Origin of the sequence: Chlorogloeopsis sp. ULAP02 (assembly GCF_038404745.2) — a bacterium.
Classification (GTDB): Bacteria; Cyanobacteriota; Cyanobacteriia; order Cyanobacteriales; family Nostocaceae; genus Chlorogloeopsis.
Window position 1 is genome coordinate 1 of record NZ_JAYKTT020000017.1, and the last position, 17,593, is coordinate 17,593.

A 17,593-nucleotide genomic window follows, 5' to 3' on the forward strand; every position below is an offset into this window, starting at 1 on the left:
GACATTTTCCTTATAACACGCCTAATACAGACACTATATTGAAGACCAAGTTCGTAAGGCATTAACTATAGCCCCATCAGACTTAGGACATTATGTTAGCCTACGTTTCTGGAAAGGATGGCAATTACACTCGCAAATATGCTGAGGTGTTTTTTAAGTACAGGGGTTATTATGCCGCCGAACTGTTAATTACATTTGAACTGTTCAAGGATCAAGGGAATTTCACTTAGTTCGTCGATGATTGCATCTGCCTCTTTTGCTTCTAGCCAATGCAAACTGCGTTTCCAAATTGTCCTCATCTGTACTCTTTTTGCCCCCGCAATATCTGCTTCGGCATGATCGCCAACAAAAACGCTATCCGGTGCTGATACACCCAATCGAGTCATGGCTCTCTGAAAAATTTCTGCTTGCGGTTTCCTAACTTGCTCGACTTCAGAAATGAGAATGATATCAAAGTAATCTCGAATCCCTAGCCCTTCAATTGAACGAGTTTGAAACTGTCCTAACCCATTCGTAACAATACCCAACAAATAGCCTTGCTGTTTTAAAACATTTAGCATCTCAAAGAGGAAATTGAATGGAACACAATGAAGCTGAAATTGTGTTTCGTAATCTTCAAGTAACGCCTGCCAACTCATTCTTTCTATTTCAAATTCTGCAACCAGCATTTGATAAACTTTATCTTTCCAAACATGACCGCGGCAGTCTAGCTCGATGAATCTAGTGATATAGTCGATTTTGGGAATATGGCTTAAGTGGACAGTCAGCCTATCGTACTGCGCTGCGATAAATTGTTTTACCGACGCATCACGATCGAGCAGCGTCCCATCTAAATCAAAAAAAACTGCCTTTACCATTGGTTCAACCAACACCCGATCATCTCGAAATAACTCCCAAACCCAACCACCCTTGATGCGATCGCCATCTAACGGAATTTATGCTACCGCCACTTTCAAATCTGTCATTGTAAACAAGCTCTTTTGTCTTTACACGATTACCCGACGATCGCCATACCATTGACTCAAATCCTGCTCAATTTTTTCCAGAATTGCTAGAGCGATCACTGTAATTCCCTGTATCGACTGCAAGCGATCGACAACGCGGTGGATGAACTGAGGTAATTGCTGATTCATACTGGCTCCATTTTTACCACCAATTCAAAACAATCTCACATTAGGTGGTAATAGATAAGCTTTAAATAACACCTGCTGTATTTCACTCAAACACTCAAAGAACTTCTCTGTATGTAAGTGCTACACCGTCTCCTGAGCGTCTCCAAACATACTGAGATAATTTATTAAGCATAGGGGTTGTTATACCGCGCTTCAACTTGCTTTTATAAGCTTCTCTTTCAACCAGGAATCTACAAGCATTTCAACCGAAATTTGCTGCTCTTTAGCAACTTCCAAAAGCTTACTCATCAAATCTCTGTTAATCGAAACTAAATAATGGCTCCGTTTGATGTCAACATCAAAATGCGCCTCTGGCAGTTCACCCTCATACTCACCCAGATCGTGAGTATCAAAGAACTCTACAAGTTCCTGATTAGTATTAAATTGAGGTAACTTCTTAGACTTATTTTCTGCCATACAGTTTCCTCTCTTTATCTGCCATATCCCTTGCACTTAAAATCAGAACTTGAGCGAAAGGCTTATAAATCAACAACACTGCTAGATAAAGTCCAGCATCCGTTTGTCCCAAAGCAAGATATACGTCTTCCCCCTCTCAATCGCCTTTATCCACAAATCGAAATTTGGGTTTGTTGCTAAGAACCTCCTCTACTTCATCAGGCTCAACACAGTGCTTTACAGCAAGCTTTTCTATAATTGTGTCTAGCCAGATGATTTCTTCGATTCTCACACTGCCAACCCTAAACTGCTGTAGCAACTTGATTTTAGACTATCGACTGATTTAATTCTATGTAGTTATGCGTGGTTTTTATCTCTAATTTCACGTATTAAATTCATTTTTGTTAATTCTTCATAACTGTCTACTGAATGCAAAAAAGCGATATTCTTGCCATAAGATTTGTTTAACAGGTCTATAAGCGAATCAATATTATTCAGTTGCTTCTCAGATAATGAATCTAGGTCATCTCTGCCGTTCGTTGAACACTTTCAGGTAATGCGTCGTAGTATTGCCAAAACTTCCGGGTTGTATAGTGCATCAAATTTCTCGGCAATGACCCGCTTCAAACTCAGCGATCGCTTCCTGAGCAAATGCCTCTAACTTACCGTCTTCAATATCTTGCTCTATCTGTTTATCCCAGCGTTCGTAGTCTAAATCAAGGAACCACAGCCTTAACTGCTCAAACTCACTGGATGGCAATGAAAGAATTGCTGCTTCAATTTGGTCAAGGTTTGACATAGCCAGTTGTACCTCTCTGCCCTTAAGGAAATTATAGCTTCACCGGAAAGGGTAGGGTGCCTCTGCATTTTGGCTATCGAGCCTTTCTCTGAAAACCTCTTGAACACAAACAGATAAACTTACGGCTGCGCCCCAACCGAGAATTAAACGCATAACGTTGCCCATCACCCGCCGCAGATAACCTCAATGCTCACAAATAACCCTCAGCGGTCGGTGTGCATTGGGATTGTTATGCCGTCGCATAGGACAGAGATTAATGATGAATTGTTAATACGGAGCTTCCAACTTTGTGTCATCGTGCTAAACGGGCTACTAGCATAACCACATGAACCACTATATGAGAAATCATTGCCGCTTCAAGACCTTTACGCCAGTAGAGATAACCTGCTATTAAGCCAAAAACTGAATTACCTACAATTACATAAGTAATGACTGAAATAGTTACCTGTGTTCCTAGTACGAAGACAAGGGGTAAATGGCCAAAGCCGAAGAGAAATGCTGAAAGGGCGATCGCTGCTACAAAGCACAATGTAGACGGTTCACCTTGACCTTGTGAAAAAACTCGCCAACCGAGCCATACTAAAAGCGTCATCATTCCCCATCGAAGCAGCAACTCTTCGGTGATACCTCCATAAAGAATGCGAGTTAAAAATGGGGTGCTGCTTGATAGAGTCTCAGCCTTCATGACAAAATCTGAAGGCAGAAGGAACTTGGCGCAGAACTGGATGGCGGTTAGCACAATACCTCCTACCAAACCACCAATAATCCCTGGAAGCACCTGAGGTTGAATAGCTAGACTCATTGAAGTTCTATTGGCTATTGCCTCAGCTAATGGTGCTGACAATCCAACTTTATGCGCCAGAACAACACCGACTAATACAGCAATAGATAGAAGGAAGGTTGGCTGAATCAAGGAAAGCAGTTTGATGCCCCAAAGAGGCAGTTGTAATTCTTCACTTTCAGGAATAGGTAAGTTCATCCACCAAAGCGAGATCACACCTGCCATGCCCGTTAGCCACAAAACTGTAAATACCTTCATTGACATATTTACTTTAATACGCTGATTCCACGTCGAAAGCCAACAGAATTTACCCTTCAAACACTCTATTACTAAGATACTTTCGGCATAACTATTGATTATACTGAAACTTTCCATATAACCACCCTGTATGGGGTATTTATACAGACACTTTCCGTATAACACGCCTAATACAGACATTATACGGAATACTTCCATATAACCACCCTGTATAGGGTATTTATACAGACATTTTCCTTATAACACGCCTAATACAGACACTATATTGAAGACCAAGTTCGTAAGGTATTAACTATAGCCCCATCAGACTTAGGACATTATGTTAGCCTGCGTTCTGGGAAAGATGGCAAAACTCAGATCAAGAGTTGAATAAAAGGCTTTCATAATGCTCGACAACCGGAAATGGATCGTAGAAGTGGTGGAGTAGCGATCGCCACTCTTGATATTTTGCTGATTGTCGAAACCCAATAGTATGGTCTTCTAATTGCTGCCAACGTACAAGCAGAATATAACGATTTGTAGTTTCTAGACATCGTTGAAGCTCATGGGAGATATAGCCTGACATAGAAGCAATAATAGTTGAGGCTGTTTTGAAGGCAGCTTCAAATTCTTCAGTTAAATCAGGTTTCACCTCAAGAATCGCAACTTCCAATATCATGGTTTGAAATACTAGCTCAACATTGCTTAACTTAACACCAATCTATGATGCTAAAAACCTGATTGACAAAAATGTATGTTATAAAATTGACCATCTATTTAGATAAAAGCTGTATAAATTTACAAAATATGCTTAACAATATATCAAATTTATCTTGTTTATTACATCGGTTTTTACGTAGTCAATAGTTTTTTAGACATCGATCGCTAAAATCTACAGGAAAACATCCAAGAGTTCCCAAAATGCTCAAGTGGCTGGTGCGATGGCTTAAAAGGTTCCGGCAGTCTCCCAAAAAAAAGCGGTATGCTTCTGCAAAGGCTGTAATTGGACATCAGGTGGTAAAAAAGCCGCCCGAACTAACTAACGCGGATTTAGAATATTTGTTTACCCAATTGTTAGAAGGTGTGTATCAAGCACGAGGCAAGCATTGGGCAATCAAGTATTTGCAACGGATGGAAGATCGTATCAGTGTTGACCGTTGGATAGAATGGTTGCTGGACTTTGGTGAAAAATTGCTAACTTCACCCGCTCAAAACAATCAGTTAGCGGAGAGGATGGTGCAGCTAGGAGAGTTGGGAATTGGGACTGTTGGAGATCTTGCTTACGATTTGGGTATAAGGTTACTAACACGGAACTTAGGCGAAGAATATTGGGAAGATTTAGAAACCACCCAGGCTATACCTATCCCTGTTCCACCACCGAATACGGAATTGCCGCAACAGCAAGATGTCGGAATTGCAACAACTTTCAGTAGTCCTGGAATAAAATTAATACGCAATTTTGGCGAGAGATTATGGGAAGACGAAGAAGATGTATCACAAACAACACAGACTAGTTTTGTAACAGCTTTACAACCAGTAAAAGAAGATACTGCAAGCATATCTCCAAACTTGATTAATTTTGGTGAGGAGGAAGGAGCTTGGATACAAGAAGCTCTAACAACGGATGATTTTTTAGTGGGCTGGGAGCAAAGTAATAACATTGCCGAACAATTAGCTGTTGAGCTAGAAGTTCCACCAACTAACTCAGATCCAATTATTGGAGCAGTAAGCGATCTAAGCGATCGCATTACAACTCAAGCACAAGCATATTTTTACCAAGCTCTGCAACAAGCTAAGAACGGCGATTTAGCAACAGCGATGACACATTACGACAAAGCCCTAAAACTGAAACCTGATGTCTACGAATATTGGTTGAATCGAGGTTTGACATTATTTTATTTAGGCAATTTCACTGAAGCGATCGCCTCCTATGACAAAATACTGGAGATTAAACCCGACTTTTACAAAGGTTGGTACAACAAAGGTGCAGCCTTAAGCGAGCTAGGATATTTTGCCGATGCACTTGCTTGCTTCCACCGAGCATTAGAATTAAAACCCGACTATCAACAAGCCTACTCTGGATGGGGTTTAATGCAGTTGAAACTAGGATATCTACCGGAAGCAATTTTCGGTTTAGATCAAGCACTATTACTGCAACCTCAAGACTCCCTAAGTTGGTATTGGCGAGGCGTGGCATTCGCTGAGAATGGACAACATCATGACGCGATCGCTTCCTATGATAGAGCAATAGAATCCGATCCCCAGTTGGATTTAGCTTGGTACAACCGGGGATTAGCACTATCTAATTTAGGTTGTTGGGAAGATGCGATCGCCAATTACTACCAAGCCACAGAAGTCAATCCCGACTGTCACGAAGCTTGGTATGCCCTGGGAAGCGAACTGGAGAAAGTAGCAAATTGGGCAGATGCAGTTAAAGCTTATGATCGCGCTACGCAAATTAATCCTGACTTCCACGACGTTTGGGTTGACAGGGGAGTAGCACTAGCAAATTTGGGAAATTGGCAAGATGCGATCGCCTCTTGGGATCGAGCGATCACGATCAAGAGTGATTTTTATTTAACCTGGTTCAACCGTGGTGTCGCCTCAGATAATTTGGGGCGTCGGGAAGAAGCGATCGCCTCCTACTACAAAGCGATAGAACTTAAACCCGATTTTCATCTGATCTGGTACAACTTAGGCGTAGCTCAATCTCACCTGAAGCGATTTGAAGAAGCGATCGCCTCTTACGATCAAGCTCTACTTCTGCAACCAGATTTTTGGGAAGCTTGGCTGGGGCGAGGTAATGCTGCTGGAGGTGCAGTTAATTTTGAAGGGCTTGTACAACAACAATCTCATATCAATCCTGCCTTGAATGAGCGCGGCTATGATGGCAGATTAGCAAGTTATCAAGAAGGGTTGAGATATATTAGCCCAACAACTCACCCTGAAGGTTGGGCTACACTTTCTCTAGCGATCGGTAATGCTCATTACGAACAAGGTAAGCAACATTCTCCACCCCGCTATTATTGGCTGCAAGCTGCAACTGCATACGAACAAGCGCTCTATGTTTTCACAGCAGAAGGATTGACTCTATTGCATTTAGAGGTGCTGCAAAATCTAATCAAAACGCTAGTGGTTTTGGGAGAAAAAGCACCAGCACACGAATACCAGCAACGCGCTATTTATTTGTTGCAAAGCTTATTAAACGAAAGCGATCGCACAGATGAAAGTAAAAAGCAACTCGTTTTGAAATTTGCAGGCATAGCCCAGTTAACCGTTGATATCGCCATCTTGTATGGTGATTTAGCTCCTGGCTGGGAAATCTTGGAACAAGGCAAAAATGCCTGTTTGAACTGGCTATTATATGGTTGGACTGATGAAATTTACTCACCCACCTACGCTGACGTTCACCAACTACTCAATCCCACAACTGCGATCGTGTGCTGGCATATTACCCCTTGCACCCTACGCACCTTTGTCATTAAATACAATTCTCCAGAACCCATCCCCATCTTTACACCCGTACTCAATTTTGACTCTATTGATGAATTACCTGTACCCGAAGCAGTAGCACGCTTGATTGAATTTGAAAAATGGGTACAAGAATGGAATCAACAATATCAGGAATATCGCCGCGTCGGTGAAGACGAACAAAGCAAAAGCAAACATTCCTGGCGTTTAGACATGGAACGGAGGCTTTTACAACTCAAAAATATCCTCAACATCTCTGCAACCATACAGGAACTAGAAGACATTACCCAACTGATTTTAATTCCCCACCGCGATTTGCACGCCTATCCTCTTCATGCCCTTTTCCATCTTGCTGCACAGGAAGAATTGTCTAATTTGAATGCAAATTTCACAATTACTTACCTGCCAACTGCTCAAATCGGATTATTTCTGAAAGCAAAATTTGTAAGACAGACAGACGAACTGAGTTTATTGAGTGTGGAACAATCGAACAGCACCGATTATTCCAGACAGAAATTTGCCAAAATCGAAGCTGAATTGATTAGCCAGTTATTTAATAATTGCCAACGCATCTCAGAATCCCAAGCAACCAAACAGCAAATCAAAAATGCCCTGAGTGGCGGTCGCAATCTGCTTCATTTTATTGGGCAATTAACTGAAAATTTGATTCATCCACATCAATCAGCATTATTATTAGCACACGATCAACTCACTCTAGAAGAAATTTGTAAAAATTCCTTAGTAAATTACAAACTGATTACGCTGTCAGCGGCTGAAGCAGCTATGTCTTACCCCCAAAGCATCACCACCGAATATGTAAGTTTAGCTCACGCTTTTCTCAGTCTGGGAGTTCCTTATGTAGTAAATAATCTATGGACTGTAGACTCAGCTGCCGCTGCTTTGGTAATGATTGAATTTTACCGAAGAATTAAGCTCAATCAATCGATAACTACTGCCTTTTTAGAAGCAACAGCATGGCTGAGAGAATTAACTGCCGGGCAATTGACAAAATGGTACGAAGATGTAATTAATCAACTACCTGCCGAGGAATTAAGAATTAGAACGCATCTAGCAGCGGAATTACACAGAAGCAGTCAAATGTCAACAGATAAAAAGGTTTACGATCATCCTTACTACTGGGCAGGATTTAAGTTAATAGGTAATTTGGGCTAAGAGATAATTTATATTGTAGTGGTGTGGCACAGCTAAAATTTTTCAAATAAATCGACCACGGATGGACACAGATGGACACAGATTTTATCTGTGTTTATCGGTGTCCATCTGTGGTTGTAATTAACCTAGATCGTTATTGCTGCAAGAAGTCTATGATATAGGTAGTCAACTTCTGTTCAGACAGCGCTACTACTGGCGAGTCGGTGCTAAGTCGCTAGATATAAATAAGCTTTAATTGGAGAGTCGTAACTCAGCTTTTATATTCTCAGCAATGGAGTTAGCTTCCAAGCGAATCTGATCAGGATTAACCGTGAGCATCTTACGTCTATGCATTAAAACTTGCCCGTTTACAATGACGGTATCAACATCCTGAGCATCGGCTGTGTAAACAAGATGCGAGATGACATCGTAAAGTGGTGTCAGGTGTGGTTCTGTGAGTTGGACTTGAATCACGTCTGCCTGGAGTCCCACCTTAATCGCACCTATTCTATCTGCTAAGTTGAGTGCTTCTGCACCACCGAGTGTTGCCATACGCAAAACTGTCTTGGCTGGTACGACTGTGGGATTGAGAGTTATTCCCTTATGGATCAGGGCGGTAAGGCGGATTGCCTCCCACATGTCAAGATCGTTGTTGGATGCGGCTCCATCCGTACCTAAACCAACCTTAACTCCTGCTTTTAGCATCGCTGGTATCGGTGCAAAGCCAGAAGCCAACTTTAAATTCGAGTCAGGGTTGTGAATAACACCAACACCGCGTTTTGCCAGCAAATCAATTTCATTTTCGTTAGGCCATACCATATGTGCAGCAAATACGCGCGGCTCCAAAAAGCCAAGATTTTCCAGGTGTTGCACTGGAGTTGCGTTATAGCGTTGTTCGACATCTTTGACTTCGGTTTGTGTCTCCGCCACGTGAATTGTCAGCGGGACATCGTATTGACGCGCGGCTCCTATAGCCTGTGTCAGATTCTCCGGTGAGACGGTGTAGGGAGCATGGGCAGCAATAGCTGGTATGATACGTGGGTTCTTGCCTTTCCAGCGTTTCACAAAATCCACCGCTGCGGCAAATGCATCATCCCATCCTTGGAAACCAGGGCTGGGGAAATCTATAGATGACGGTGCAATAACGGCGCGTAAGCCACATTCATTAACCACTTCTGCTGCAACATCTGGCTCAAAATACATATCAACAAAAGTCGTTGTTCCACCACGGATCATCTCCCAGCAGGCAAGTTGCTCACCAACTCGGACAAAATTTTCGTCAACGAACTTTGCTTCCGCTGGGAAAATGTAATTCTGAAGCCAATCCTCCAACGCTAAATCGTCCGCAAGACCGCGAAAAAGCACCATTGCCGAGTGAGAGTGGCCGTTAATAAGACCAGGCATTAGTACCATTCCCTCACCTGGTAATGTCGTGGCAGCTTTGTAAGATGCCACTATCTTGTCTTTTGTATCTACTGCAACAATTTTGCCGTCCTGAATTGCGATCGCGCCATTCTGGATGACGGGTTGTGCCTCGTTCATGGTAACGACAAAATCCCCACCCACAATCAGTTCTACATTCTGCTTCCCTCGATTCTTGAAGTTATGGAAGTTATGATTACTCTGAGCAATGACTATCGGACTAAAAAAGATAAAACACGCTGTACAAACGAAAAGAACTAATAGCTTGTAGTATTTTGGAGACTGGCGTATCACACTATTCTCCTTATTCGTGGTTTTACTATCTGTCTAATTACGAGCTGCAACTAGACAAATTTTTACCTGATAGTACCCTCTAAGGAATTTTGAACTGAAAATTTGAATGATAATTTAACAACACGGAATTTTAGGCAGTTTTTTCTGTATGAGCTTCTTCTCATTGAAGATTAATTAGAATGGCATCGAGTTACTAGTCTTTAGACGGGCTGAAATTCAGTACGTTGTCAACGAGCAAGGCAGAAGACGCGCCAGTAGACTGAACTCGCAGCCTAAGTACTACTTTTGTTGCCATTCCTGCTCAGGCGATCGCACAAATGACGGTCTTCTAATTTGACATTCGCACTATTTTTTAAATAATCTCCGATCCAATTGCACCCTTCCAGCAATAATTTCTCTGGGCTGGAATCAATATCTAAATTCCAAAGAATGACGTTACCAATTGAATCTGATGAGGCTAAAACCCGACTATCAGCACTAAAACTCAGACTTTTCACTCCAGCGCTATGTCCGCCAAGAGTTTGCAATACTTCGCCCTTGCGGTTCCAAAGCTTAACTGTCATATCTTCACTGGCAGTGACGATCATCTGTCCATTAGAACTGAAAATCACAACATTTACTTCACCTTTATGTCCCCGGAGAGTCAGCAATTCTTCACCCTTTCGGTTCCAAAGCTTGACTGTTTTATCTTTACTCGCAGTTGCAATTATGTCGTGATCGGGACTGAAACTAACTGAATTTACTCCTGCTTGATGTCCTCGCAGGGTTAACAATTCTTTTCCTTGAGTGCTCCAGAGTTTGGCTGTACCATCTTCGCTGGCGGTAGCGATAATTTGACCATCAAGGCTGAAATTCACACTTCTAACAGCAGCCTCATGCCCTTGCAGGATAGCAATTTCTTGACCTGCCAGATTCCACAATTTGGCAGTTGTATCCCAACTTGCACTAGCAAGAGTTTGACTGTCAGGACTGAAACTCACACTCCTGACATCTGCTTGATGCCCTCGCAGTGTTGCCAGTTCTTTTCCTTGTCGGTTCCACAACTTAATGGTTTTGTCTCGACTGGTAGTAGCAATAAGTTTACCATTCGGGCTAAATTGCAAATTTCTCAAGGTATCGTCATGACCGCTCAATCTAGCTAGTTCTTGTCCTTGTCGATTCCACAGTTTAGCCATCGTATATCTACCAGCAGTACCCAAGGTCTGACCATCAGGACTAAAACTGACACTAGCAGCCGCAGCATCGCCAAGATTGAGTATGAAAGAGTGGGATTTATTGCCTAAATTCCACAATCTTACCATCCCATCCTCACCACTACTAGCCAGAAAGCGACCATCATTGCTAAAATTGACACCCCAAATTGCATCTGTATGACCTTGGAGAACTTGTAATTGTTTTCCTTGACGGTTCCACAGTCGGATGGTTTGATCCCAACCAGCTGTAGCAATAGTTTGACTGTCGCGATTAAAGACTACACTACCAAGGGTGTCAGTATGTCCACGCAAGGTCACTAATTCTTTTCCTTCTAAATCCCAAAGTTTCGCGGTATTGTCCTTACTGGCAGTAGCAATTGTTTTGCCATCCCGACTGAAATTAACATACATTACCCAATCGCGATGCCCCTTGAGTGTCACTAGTTCTTCACCGTTCAGGTTCCAGAGTTTTGCAGTACCATCACGGCTGGCGGTAGCGATCGCATTCCCCTTGGGACTGAAACTAATTGCTACAGCTGGTGCATTATGCGTATGAAATGATCGCAATTCTTTACCTGCCAAATTCCACAATCGCATTGTGCTATTCCACTCCATCCCTGCTACCATCTTGCTATCGGGGCTGAAGCCTACACACGCTACCCAATCGTTGTGAGGTAAAGTCAGAATTGCTCGACCATCCTCAACCCGCCAAACCTTAACAGTTTTATCCCGACTGGCACTAACCAACATCTTGCCATCAGGGCTAAAATTAACACTCCATACACCATCAGTATGCCCCCGCAGGGTATGAAGTAGCTTTCCGTCCCGTCGCCAAATTTTCACAGTCTTGTCCCAACTAGCAGAGGCGAGCTTTTGCCCATCGGGACTGAATTTCACTCGCGTAACTACATCTGTATGCCCTACTAAACGATTGCTTTCGCGCACCCAATAGATAGACTGTCGCAGTGCCTTTTCTAACTGTACTTTCAAGTCTGTACTTGCATGATTCCATCCCAATTGGTTCAATTTAATATTTGCTTTGATACTTTCAGCCAAGGCATCTAAGTTTTGATCAGACTTAAAAGCAGCTTCTGATGAAAGAATCAGTGTTTTAATCTCGCCAAGATTTACCTGTCGTTTTTGTTGCGTTGTTTGCCATGTCAACAATCCCGATAATCCTACTAAGGTAGCAGCTGCTACCGAAAGTACTGTTAATCCCATTAGTCCGCGCTGAATGGTTTTCTTGGCTTGCTGTTGAGCGTTGAGTAATATTTGATTTGCTTGCTCCGATGCAGTGAGGGCAATCTGTACCTCTCGTTTATCCAGTTCTTCACTAGCAGCTAAAAATCGGTAATCTTGATTACTTAAGCTCTTCCCTCTCGACCAAGCTTGAGCTGCTTTGAGCGCTTCTCCCCGCAGGAGATAGGTTTCAGTTTGATAATTAGAAGCTACCCAAGCATTCAGTAAATCTGCGTAAGGTCGTAATTTATTTAATTGCTTTTCCACCCATTCAGAGTTAAAAACTTCCTGATAGATGCGGTTGTAAACTCGCAAATAACCCTGTTTTTTGACAACCAATCCCGATAAGAGTAACTCAATTTTTTCTGGAGAATCATCAGCAAGAATACTGCCATCTTGGAGAATTTGCTGATATAGTCCTAGCAGTCTGCTGGCACGTTGCTCGTTGCTCAGTAGGCGATCGCGTATTGTCCTGAGATGGGGTGGTTCGTCTTGGGCTGCCCAATTTTCGATTAGATGCGATCGCACAATTGCAGACACGCGATCGGCAATTTCTTCATGCTGCGTTAATATTTCCCCCATCAGTTTTTGCAAAAACGGGTACTCAAGAGTGGGAAATTTTTCTTCCCTGCGGCTTGGCACCCCGCTCTCCCATTTCTCCTGCTGTGCTATCAAATTACACAACTTCTGAGTGAGAAATGGTTGTCCTCCCGTCCAAGCAAGTATTTCCTTCAGTACTGCCTTGGGATTGTCTACCAAATCAGCCAATCCTACCTCTAGCGGTTTAACTTCATCCACATGAAACCCATTCAACTCAATTGCCCGACCAATATTAAAAGGTGTCCGGGTTTTATCTACAATCAAATCTGAGGGGGTTGCTACTCCTAATAAGGCAAAAGTGAGACGTTTGCGTTCGTGGCAAGCTCGGATTAACGCAAAAAAATCATCAGAATTAAATGGTAAGCTGAGGGTACTGTCGATTTCGTCGAAAAAAATCACGATTGGTTGAGCAATCAACTCTGGCAGTAAGTTTTGGAGTAACTCACCCAAACGACCGACAGGCGATAAATATTGTCTTTCTGTGAACCAATTGCGAACATTAATTTGCCCAGATAGCCGCAAACTTCGCACCAGACGCATAATAATGTCAGCGTACCACTGGTCTGGCGTAATATTTCTGTTTCCTATTCCAGATAGATCAACCGTTGCACAGGCAAAGCCATCCTCTTGTAGTTGCTTTGCCACCTGTACCCGCAGGCTAGATTTTCCCATTTGGCGACAGTTGAGGACGTAACAAAATGCACCTGATTTCAAAGCCTGGTAGAGTTCTTTATCCGCTTGGCGTATGACATAGCTAGGTGCATCTACAGGGAGACGACCGCCAACTTGATACTCGTAGGGTGACAACAGTTCGTGCATTCGGGTTGCCTGCGTCATTTATCAAAGCTTGACTGAACTTATTTTTAAGGTTTGAGCGGTCAATTGTCCATGTAGAAAAGTTAAGGATTTTGAAGTGAGAAGAAACTTAACTTTGCGTAAAAGCTGTGTCATGTCATTAGTTCTAAGGGGTTTGTAGTCAGCGATTTATTGCTCATTAATTTCAGCGGCTCTACCGCTAACTACAAACTTTCACAACTGCTCGCAATTAATGACATAGACCACTACGTATATTTCAAAAATATAATATGAGACTCTAATCATAGAAAAGCTAAGAAACCAAGGAAAGAGTGACTTAAGAGTATTTCTATAAAGAATTTAGCGTCTACAAAAATTAGATGAGCATATTTAATAATCATAAATATAAAATCAAGAATTTTACTTAAATAAAACCCAACTTTAGCTAAAATTTAAGCCATCAAATCCTTAATTTTTCTGTATGGACTATTCTCTATAACATCACTAAAAATATTAATCATAGCTACCGATTAATGGTAATCAAAAGGAGAATAACAATGCCTATACCTCAAAGAAAAGTAAAAATTAGCCTGAATAAAACTGAACCAACAAAACTGACAGCGGAGATATTACAAAAACAACTAGCGAGTATTGGGTTGACCTGTATTTATACAGAAAAAGAGAATCTTAGTGCATCTATCAGTGAAGTAAAGAGTAAACTTCCCAGCGGAGTTATACAAACTTACGGCATTAAATCATATAAACAAAGTGAAGACGGCAAAGCATTCTATACAAATGAGTTTGATGGTCAAGTTGATGTTGGCAGTTTATCCTACAATGGTTTGGAAAAAGCCTCAGAGGCAAACTGGGAACCTGATTCTTCAGCTTTGGGATATAGTACTGAATTGGAATATATTCAATTCCCGTCTCACTTTGATTATCTTGTCAAGAACAGATCGAGTTTTACTGGCATAAAATATCAGCCAACTACGTACACGGGGAAATTTACATCTGTAGACTCAATTAAAAGTTTATTCGTAAATGTCGGCACTATTGCTTCAGCAAGTCTCGTTAAAGGACTCGACAAAGACTCTATAGAATCTGTATTGAGTAATGCGATCGCTCCCATTAATGATGCGAATGTCCAAGACTACGATGTCTCAGATAGTAGAGTCATATTTTTGGTAGAAAATTACAATCCAGAAACACGTGAAGCTGATGCGATCGGTGTGTTAACAATCAACTGGCATTTGGTCATTAAAGATTACAAAAAGAAAAAGGATTCGCTTAAACATGATACTACTCTAACTATCTGGTCTCGCTCAGTGCTATACGATAGCATTGATGCTCTCAACGCAGATGTTGAATTTGTCCAGTCCCATTTCAAAAACAATCTGTTCCTTTTCAAGATACCCGCAAAACCTAGCACAGTAGAAATATTTCCTAGTTTACCTCCAGCAATTAAGGATACATTTAGCAAAAGCTTACCAAAAATTTCAAAAGAGGACTTTGTGGAGGTTATTGTTTTATACTCTCCTGATTTAGATAATATTGGCTCTTTAGACAACAGCAATTCCGACGCTGACACAAAGTATAGCAAAAGTGTAACTAGTGGTTTTACTTTCACAGCATCTCAATCTTTCAGCACAGAACTCTCGTTTGAGGCTAGTGCAGAGGTGGTAAAAGCTGGCTTCAAGATCGGATTCAACATCACCTTTACAGAACAATGGAGTGAAAGTACAACTGAAACTATGGAGTTCACTGTGCCAGCAGGCAAGAAAGCATTTACTTATCAAGGTTATTTGCTTGCTGCAATATTGAGATACGATCCGGCAAATGACAGTTATAAATATGTTGATTTCAGCAGATTTATGACCAACATCTTAACGACTACTAGAACACCAATCGAAGCAGCTTCGTAAACAAAGATTTACTTTTAACTTTTGAGTCAATTCCTCGAATACAATTCGGGGAATTTTATTTTGACGTCTGAATTCTTCTTTTATTCACATCTTGCACTAATCCCGACAGCTTAGAGGTGTTAGCCGACAAACCCTCGTTACCAGGTTCAACCTGGTAACGATAACTAGAGCTTCTGGCTCTTGTTGAATATTCATTTCCTGATACTAAAATAAAACTAATTACACACTTTCTTCGTAGAAAATAGGCGGGACAGGAAACAGATTTTGTTTCCTCCCGCCTTCATCTGTAACTTTAATTTTGCCTACCCAAATTACGAATTAGTTTAATGCCAGATAGTGTAATTTATACCACGATACTTCAGTTGACTAGAAGTATGGGCATGGGATTTACGTGTAACAGCAGGACTGGAAAATTTAATTTTTGTACCCCGATACATACCTATGCGATCGCTATTGGCTACTTTCACAACTGTAGAGTTCAATTCGTAATTAGCAGCTCGATAAGTTAATTGCATGACTTTGTTCTCCTGACCTGAGGATATCTGTGATTGATTCTTTTACTTATAGGTTGCAGACAAACAATAGTCGATACAGAAAAGTTAAGTATTTTAGCCACTTAACTTTAGAATATTTCAGTCGATGATTCCCCAGATAAATACATACTTTTTCTACATCGACAGGACAATCATACTTGAATTATAACAAAAATAGTTCAATTTTAATAAATAAAAATCACTAGATTAAAGAGTCAATTATGACAACTATTGCTGCCAAAATTTTGCCTTTGAAAAATATAGATGCTTTGGGTCGTTGTTATGATATCTTACAACTAGACCCCTTGAGGATTGGAGAATCATCTAAACATTTTTCAGCAGTTACATTCATTCCTGAAAAATTTGAACCAATTCCCGATCAAAGCGCACTTCAACCTAAAGGTACAGAGTATAAATCAGGCTCCAGTGGGAGTTACGCTCAAGAAACATTGATGCTGTTATCAACTTACGATTTCCAGCAAAAGTTTAGTCAAAATGTGTCATTAGGTGTGGGAATTCCACAAGGATTTGCTTTTAGTAACAGCACAACATACAACAAAGTAGAGCAAGAAACCAGAACTCGTACTAATTTATATAGTTATACGCAAGTTGAGTTTATCGATCATGAACTTAGATTGCTTTTGCATCAAACTGATTTCTTACCGATAGGAGAAGAATTATACCAAGCTGTTTTAGCTCTTCCTAGTGTTGCTAATAAGCAGGCATATCGACAATTTATTGACAAGTTTGGTACTCATTTTTCTACTAATGTGGCATTTGGTGGACGAGCTTATCAGTTTATCAAAATGAGCCGTGAAGATTATCGTCGCATGGTTTTAGAAGGTATTAATGTCAGTGTTGAAGCTGAAGGTACTTTTAAGAATGTAACAGGTCAAGTAGGCTCTGGAACTGAAACACAGAAAAGCAAAATATTTCGCTCTACCGTAGAACGTGGGCGAGAAAACATTCAGTGGATAGGTGGAACTCCTAATAGAGACCTTAATACTTGGTTACAAACTATCAGACAAGATCCAGTGCCTACTAAATTGCAATTGTACCCCTTATACGAATTATTTACTAAGGAACGTTTTCCTGAAGATTCAGCAATTGCTCAAAAGCAAAAACTGATGAGAGAGAGTGTAGAGCAATACATCCAAACTCAAGGACATCAATCTCGTTCTACGACTCCATCAGACTGGGAAGTTGTAGCAGAAGATGTCACAGTTAGTTTAGCTGCTGCTAATGGTCAAAAAAGTCGTGTTTCTCAAAACTTTTTCCTCAACTATCCCGATATTCGAGTTCGTTGGGATATAGAAGGTGTGCATGATTCAGTTAAACCAAATATTAGGTTTACTGTTATGGAAGACAAATCAAATGTATCAGATCGCTCACGATTAAATGATGTCAAAAATGGTGATACATCAAATGCCCATCTGACAACTATTAATCCTAATAAGCTATATATCGGTCGCTTAAGTTATCGAGATCCTAAAACTAATAAAGAATACAAACATAAAGATGTTTTCACTCAAGTTGGAGTTAATGAATTTCGGATCAAGATAACTGTGGTTCTATAATTCAAGCTGT

Annotated in this window: 13 protein-coding genes; 3 read left to right on the top strand and 10 right to left on the bottom strand. The window is 41.1% G+C overall.

Annotated features, from left to right (window positions below; all coding sequences use genetic code 11):
* Positions 1–185: 185 nt before the first annotated feature.
* From U2718_RS08520 to U2718_RS08550, 7 genes are all read right to left on the bottom strand, one after another.
* Positions 186–857 (bottom strand): HAD-IA family hydrolase, encoded by a 672-nt coding sequence (locus U2718_RS08520; RefSeq protein ID WP_341997258.1) that lies wholly within the window; start codon positions 855–857, stop codon positions 186–188.
* Between the two features lie 129 nt (positions 858–986).
* Positions 987–1,133, bottom strand: a complete 147-nt coding sequence (locus U2718_RS08525; protein ID WP_341997260.1) for a hypothetical protein — start codon at positions 1,131–1,133, stop codon at positions 987–989.
* Positions 1,134–1,325: 192 nt separating this feature from the next.
* Positions 1,326–1,589, bottom strand: a complete 264-nt coding sequence (locus tag U2718_RS08530) for a CopG family antitoxin (RefSeq protein ID WP_341997262.1) — start codon at positions 1,587–1,589, stop codon at positions 1,326–1,328.
* A gap of 136 nt (positions 1,590–1,725) precedes the next feature.
* Positions 1,726–1,860: a hypothetical protein gene (locus tag U2718_RS08535; protein ID WP_341997264.1), complete on the bottom strand. Its 135-nt coding sequence runs from the start codon at positions 1,858–1,860 to the stop codon at positions 1,726–1,728.
* A 306-nt stretch (positions 1,861–2,166) separates the two neighbouring features.
* The gene (locus U2718_RS08540) at positions 2,167–2,367 is read right to left on the bottom strand and encodes a hypothetical protein (RefSeq protein ID WP_289792758.1); all 201 of its coding nucleotides are present in this window, start codon (positions 2,365–2,367) and stop codon (positions 2,167–2,169) included.
* A gap of 292 nt (positions 2,368–2,659) precedes the next feature.
* Complete coding sequence (locus U2718_RS08545) at positions 2,660–3,523, bottom strand: CPBP family intramembrane glutamic endopeptidase (RefSeq protein ID WP_341997267.1); 864 nt, start codon at positions 3,521–3,523, stop codon at positions 2,660–2,662.
* 241 nt (positions 3,524–3,764) lie between these two features.
* A complete protein-coding gene (locus U2718_RS08550) occupies positions 3,765–4,064 on the bottom strand; it encodes an antibiotic biosynthesis monooxygenase (RefSeq protein WP_341997269.1) in 300 nt (99 codons plus the stop codon).
* A 242-nt stretch (positions 4,065–4,306) separates the two neighbouring features.
* On the opposite strand from U2718_RS08550, the gene U2718_RS08555 reads away from it, so the two are divergent.
* Positions 4,307–8,029, top strand: a complete 3,723-nt coding sequence (locus tag U2718_RS08555; protein ID WP_341997272.1) for a CHAT domain-containing protein — start codon at positions 4,307–4,309, stop codon at positions 8,027–8,029.
* Between the two features lie 231 nt (positions 8,030–8,260).
* On the opposite strand, the gene U2718_RS08560 is transcribed toward U2718_RS08555, so the two are convergent.
* Together U2718_RS08560 and U2718_RS08565 are read right to left on the bottom strand one after the other, a co-directional pair.
* Positions 8,261–9,724, bottom strand: coding sequence for an amidohydrolase (locus U2718_RS08560; RefSeq protein WP_341997274.1), 1,464 nt, complete (start codon positions 9,722–9,724; stop codon positions 8,261–8,263).
* 272 nt (positions 9,725–9,996) lie between these two features.
* The gene (locus tag U2718_RS08565; protein WP_411813253.1) at positions 9,997–13,593 is read right to left on the bottom strand and encodes an AAA-like domain-containing protein; all 3,597 of its coding nucleotides are present in this window, start codon (positions 13,591–13,593) and stop codon (positions 9,997–9,999) included.
* A 515-nt stretch (positions 13,594–14,108) separates the two neighbouring features.
* Between U2718_RS08565 and U2718_RS08570 the strand changes: the two genes are divergently transcribed.
* The gene (locus tag U2718_RS08570; RefSeq protein ID WP_341997276.1) at positions 14,109–15,473 is read left to right on the top strand and encodes a hypothetical protein; all 1,365 of its coding nucleotides are present in this window, start codon (positions 14,109–14,111) and stop codon (positions 15,471–15,473) included.
* A gap of 323 nt (positions 15,474–15,796) precedes the next feature.
* Here the strand turns inward: U2718_RS08570 and U2718_RS08575 are convergent, their stop codons facing one another.
* Complete coding sequence (locus tag U2718_RS08575) at positions 15,797–15,988, bottom strand: DUF4278 domain-containing protein (protein ID WP_341997278.1); 192 nt, start codon at positions 15,986–15,988, stop codon at positions 15,797–15,799.
* A gap of 239 nt (positions 15,989–16,227) precedes the next feature.
* On the opposite strand from U2718_RS08575, the gene U2718_RS08580 reads away from it, so the two are divergent.
* Positions 16,228–17,583, top strand: a complete 1,356-nt coding sequence (locus tag U2718_RS08580) for an MAC/perforin domain-containing protein (protein WP_341997280.1) — start codon at positions 16,228–16,230, stop codon at positions 17,581–17,583.
* Positions 17,584–17,593 lie beyond the last annotated feature (10 nt).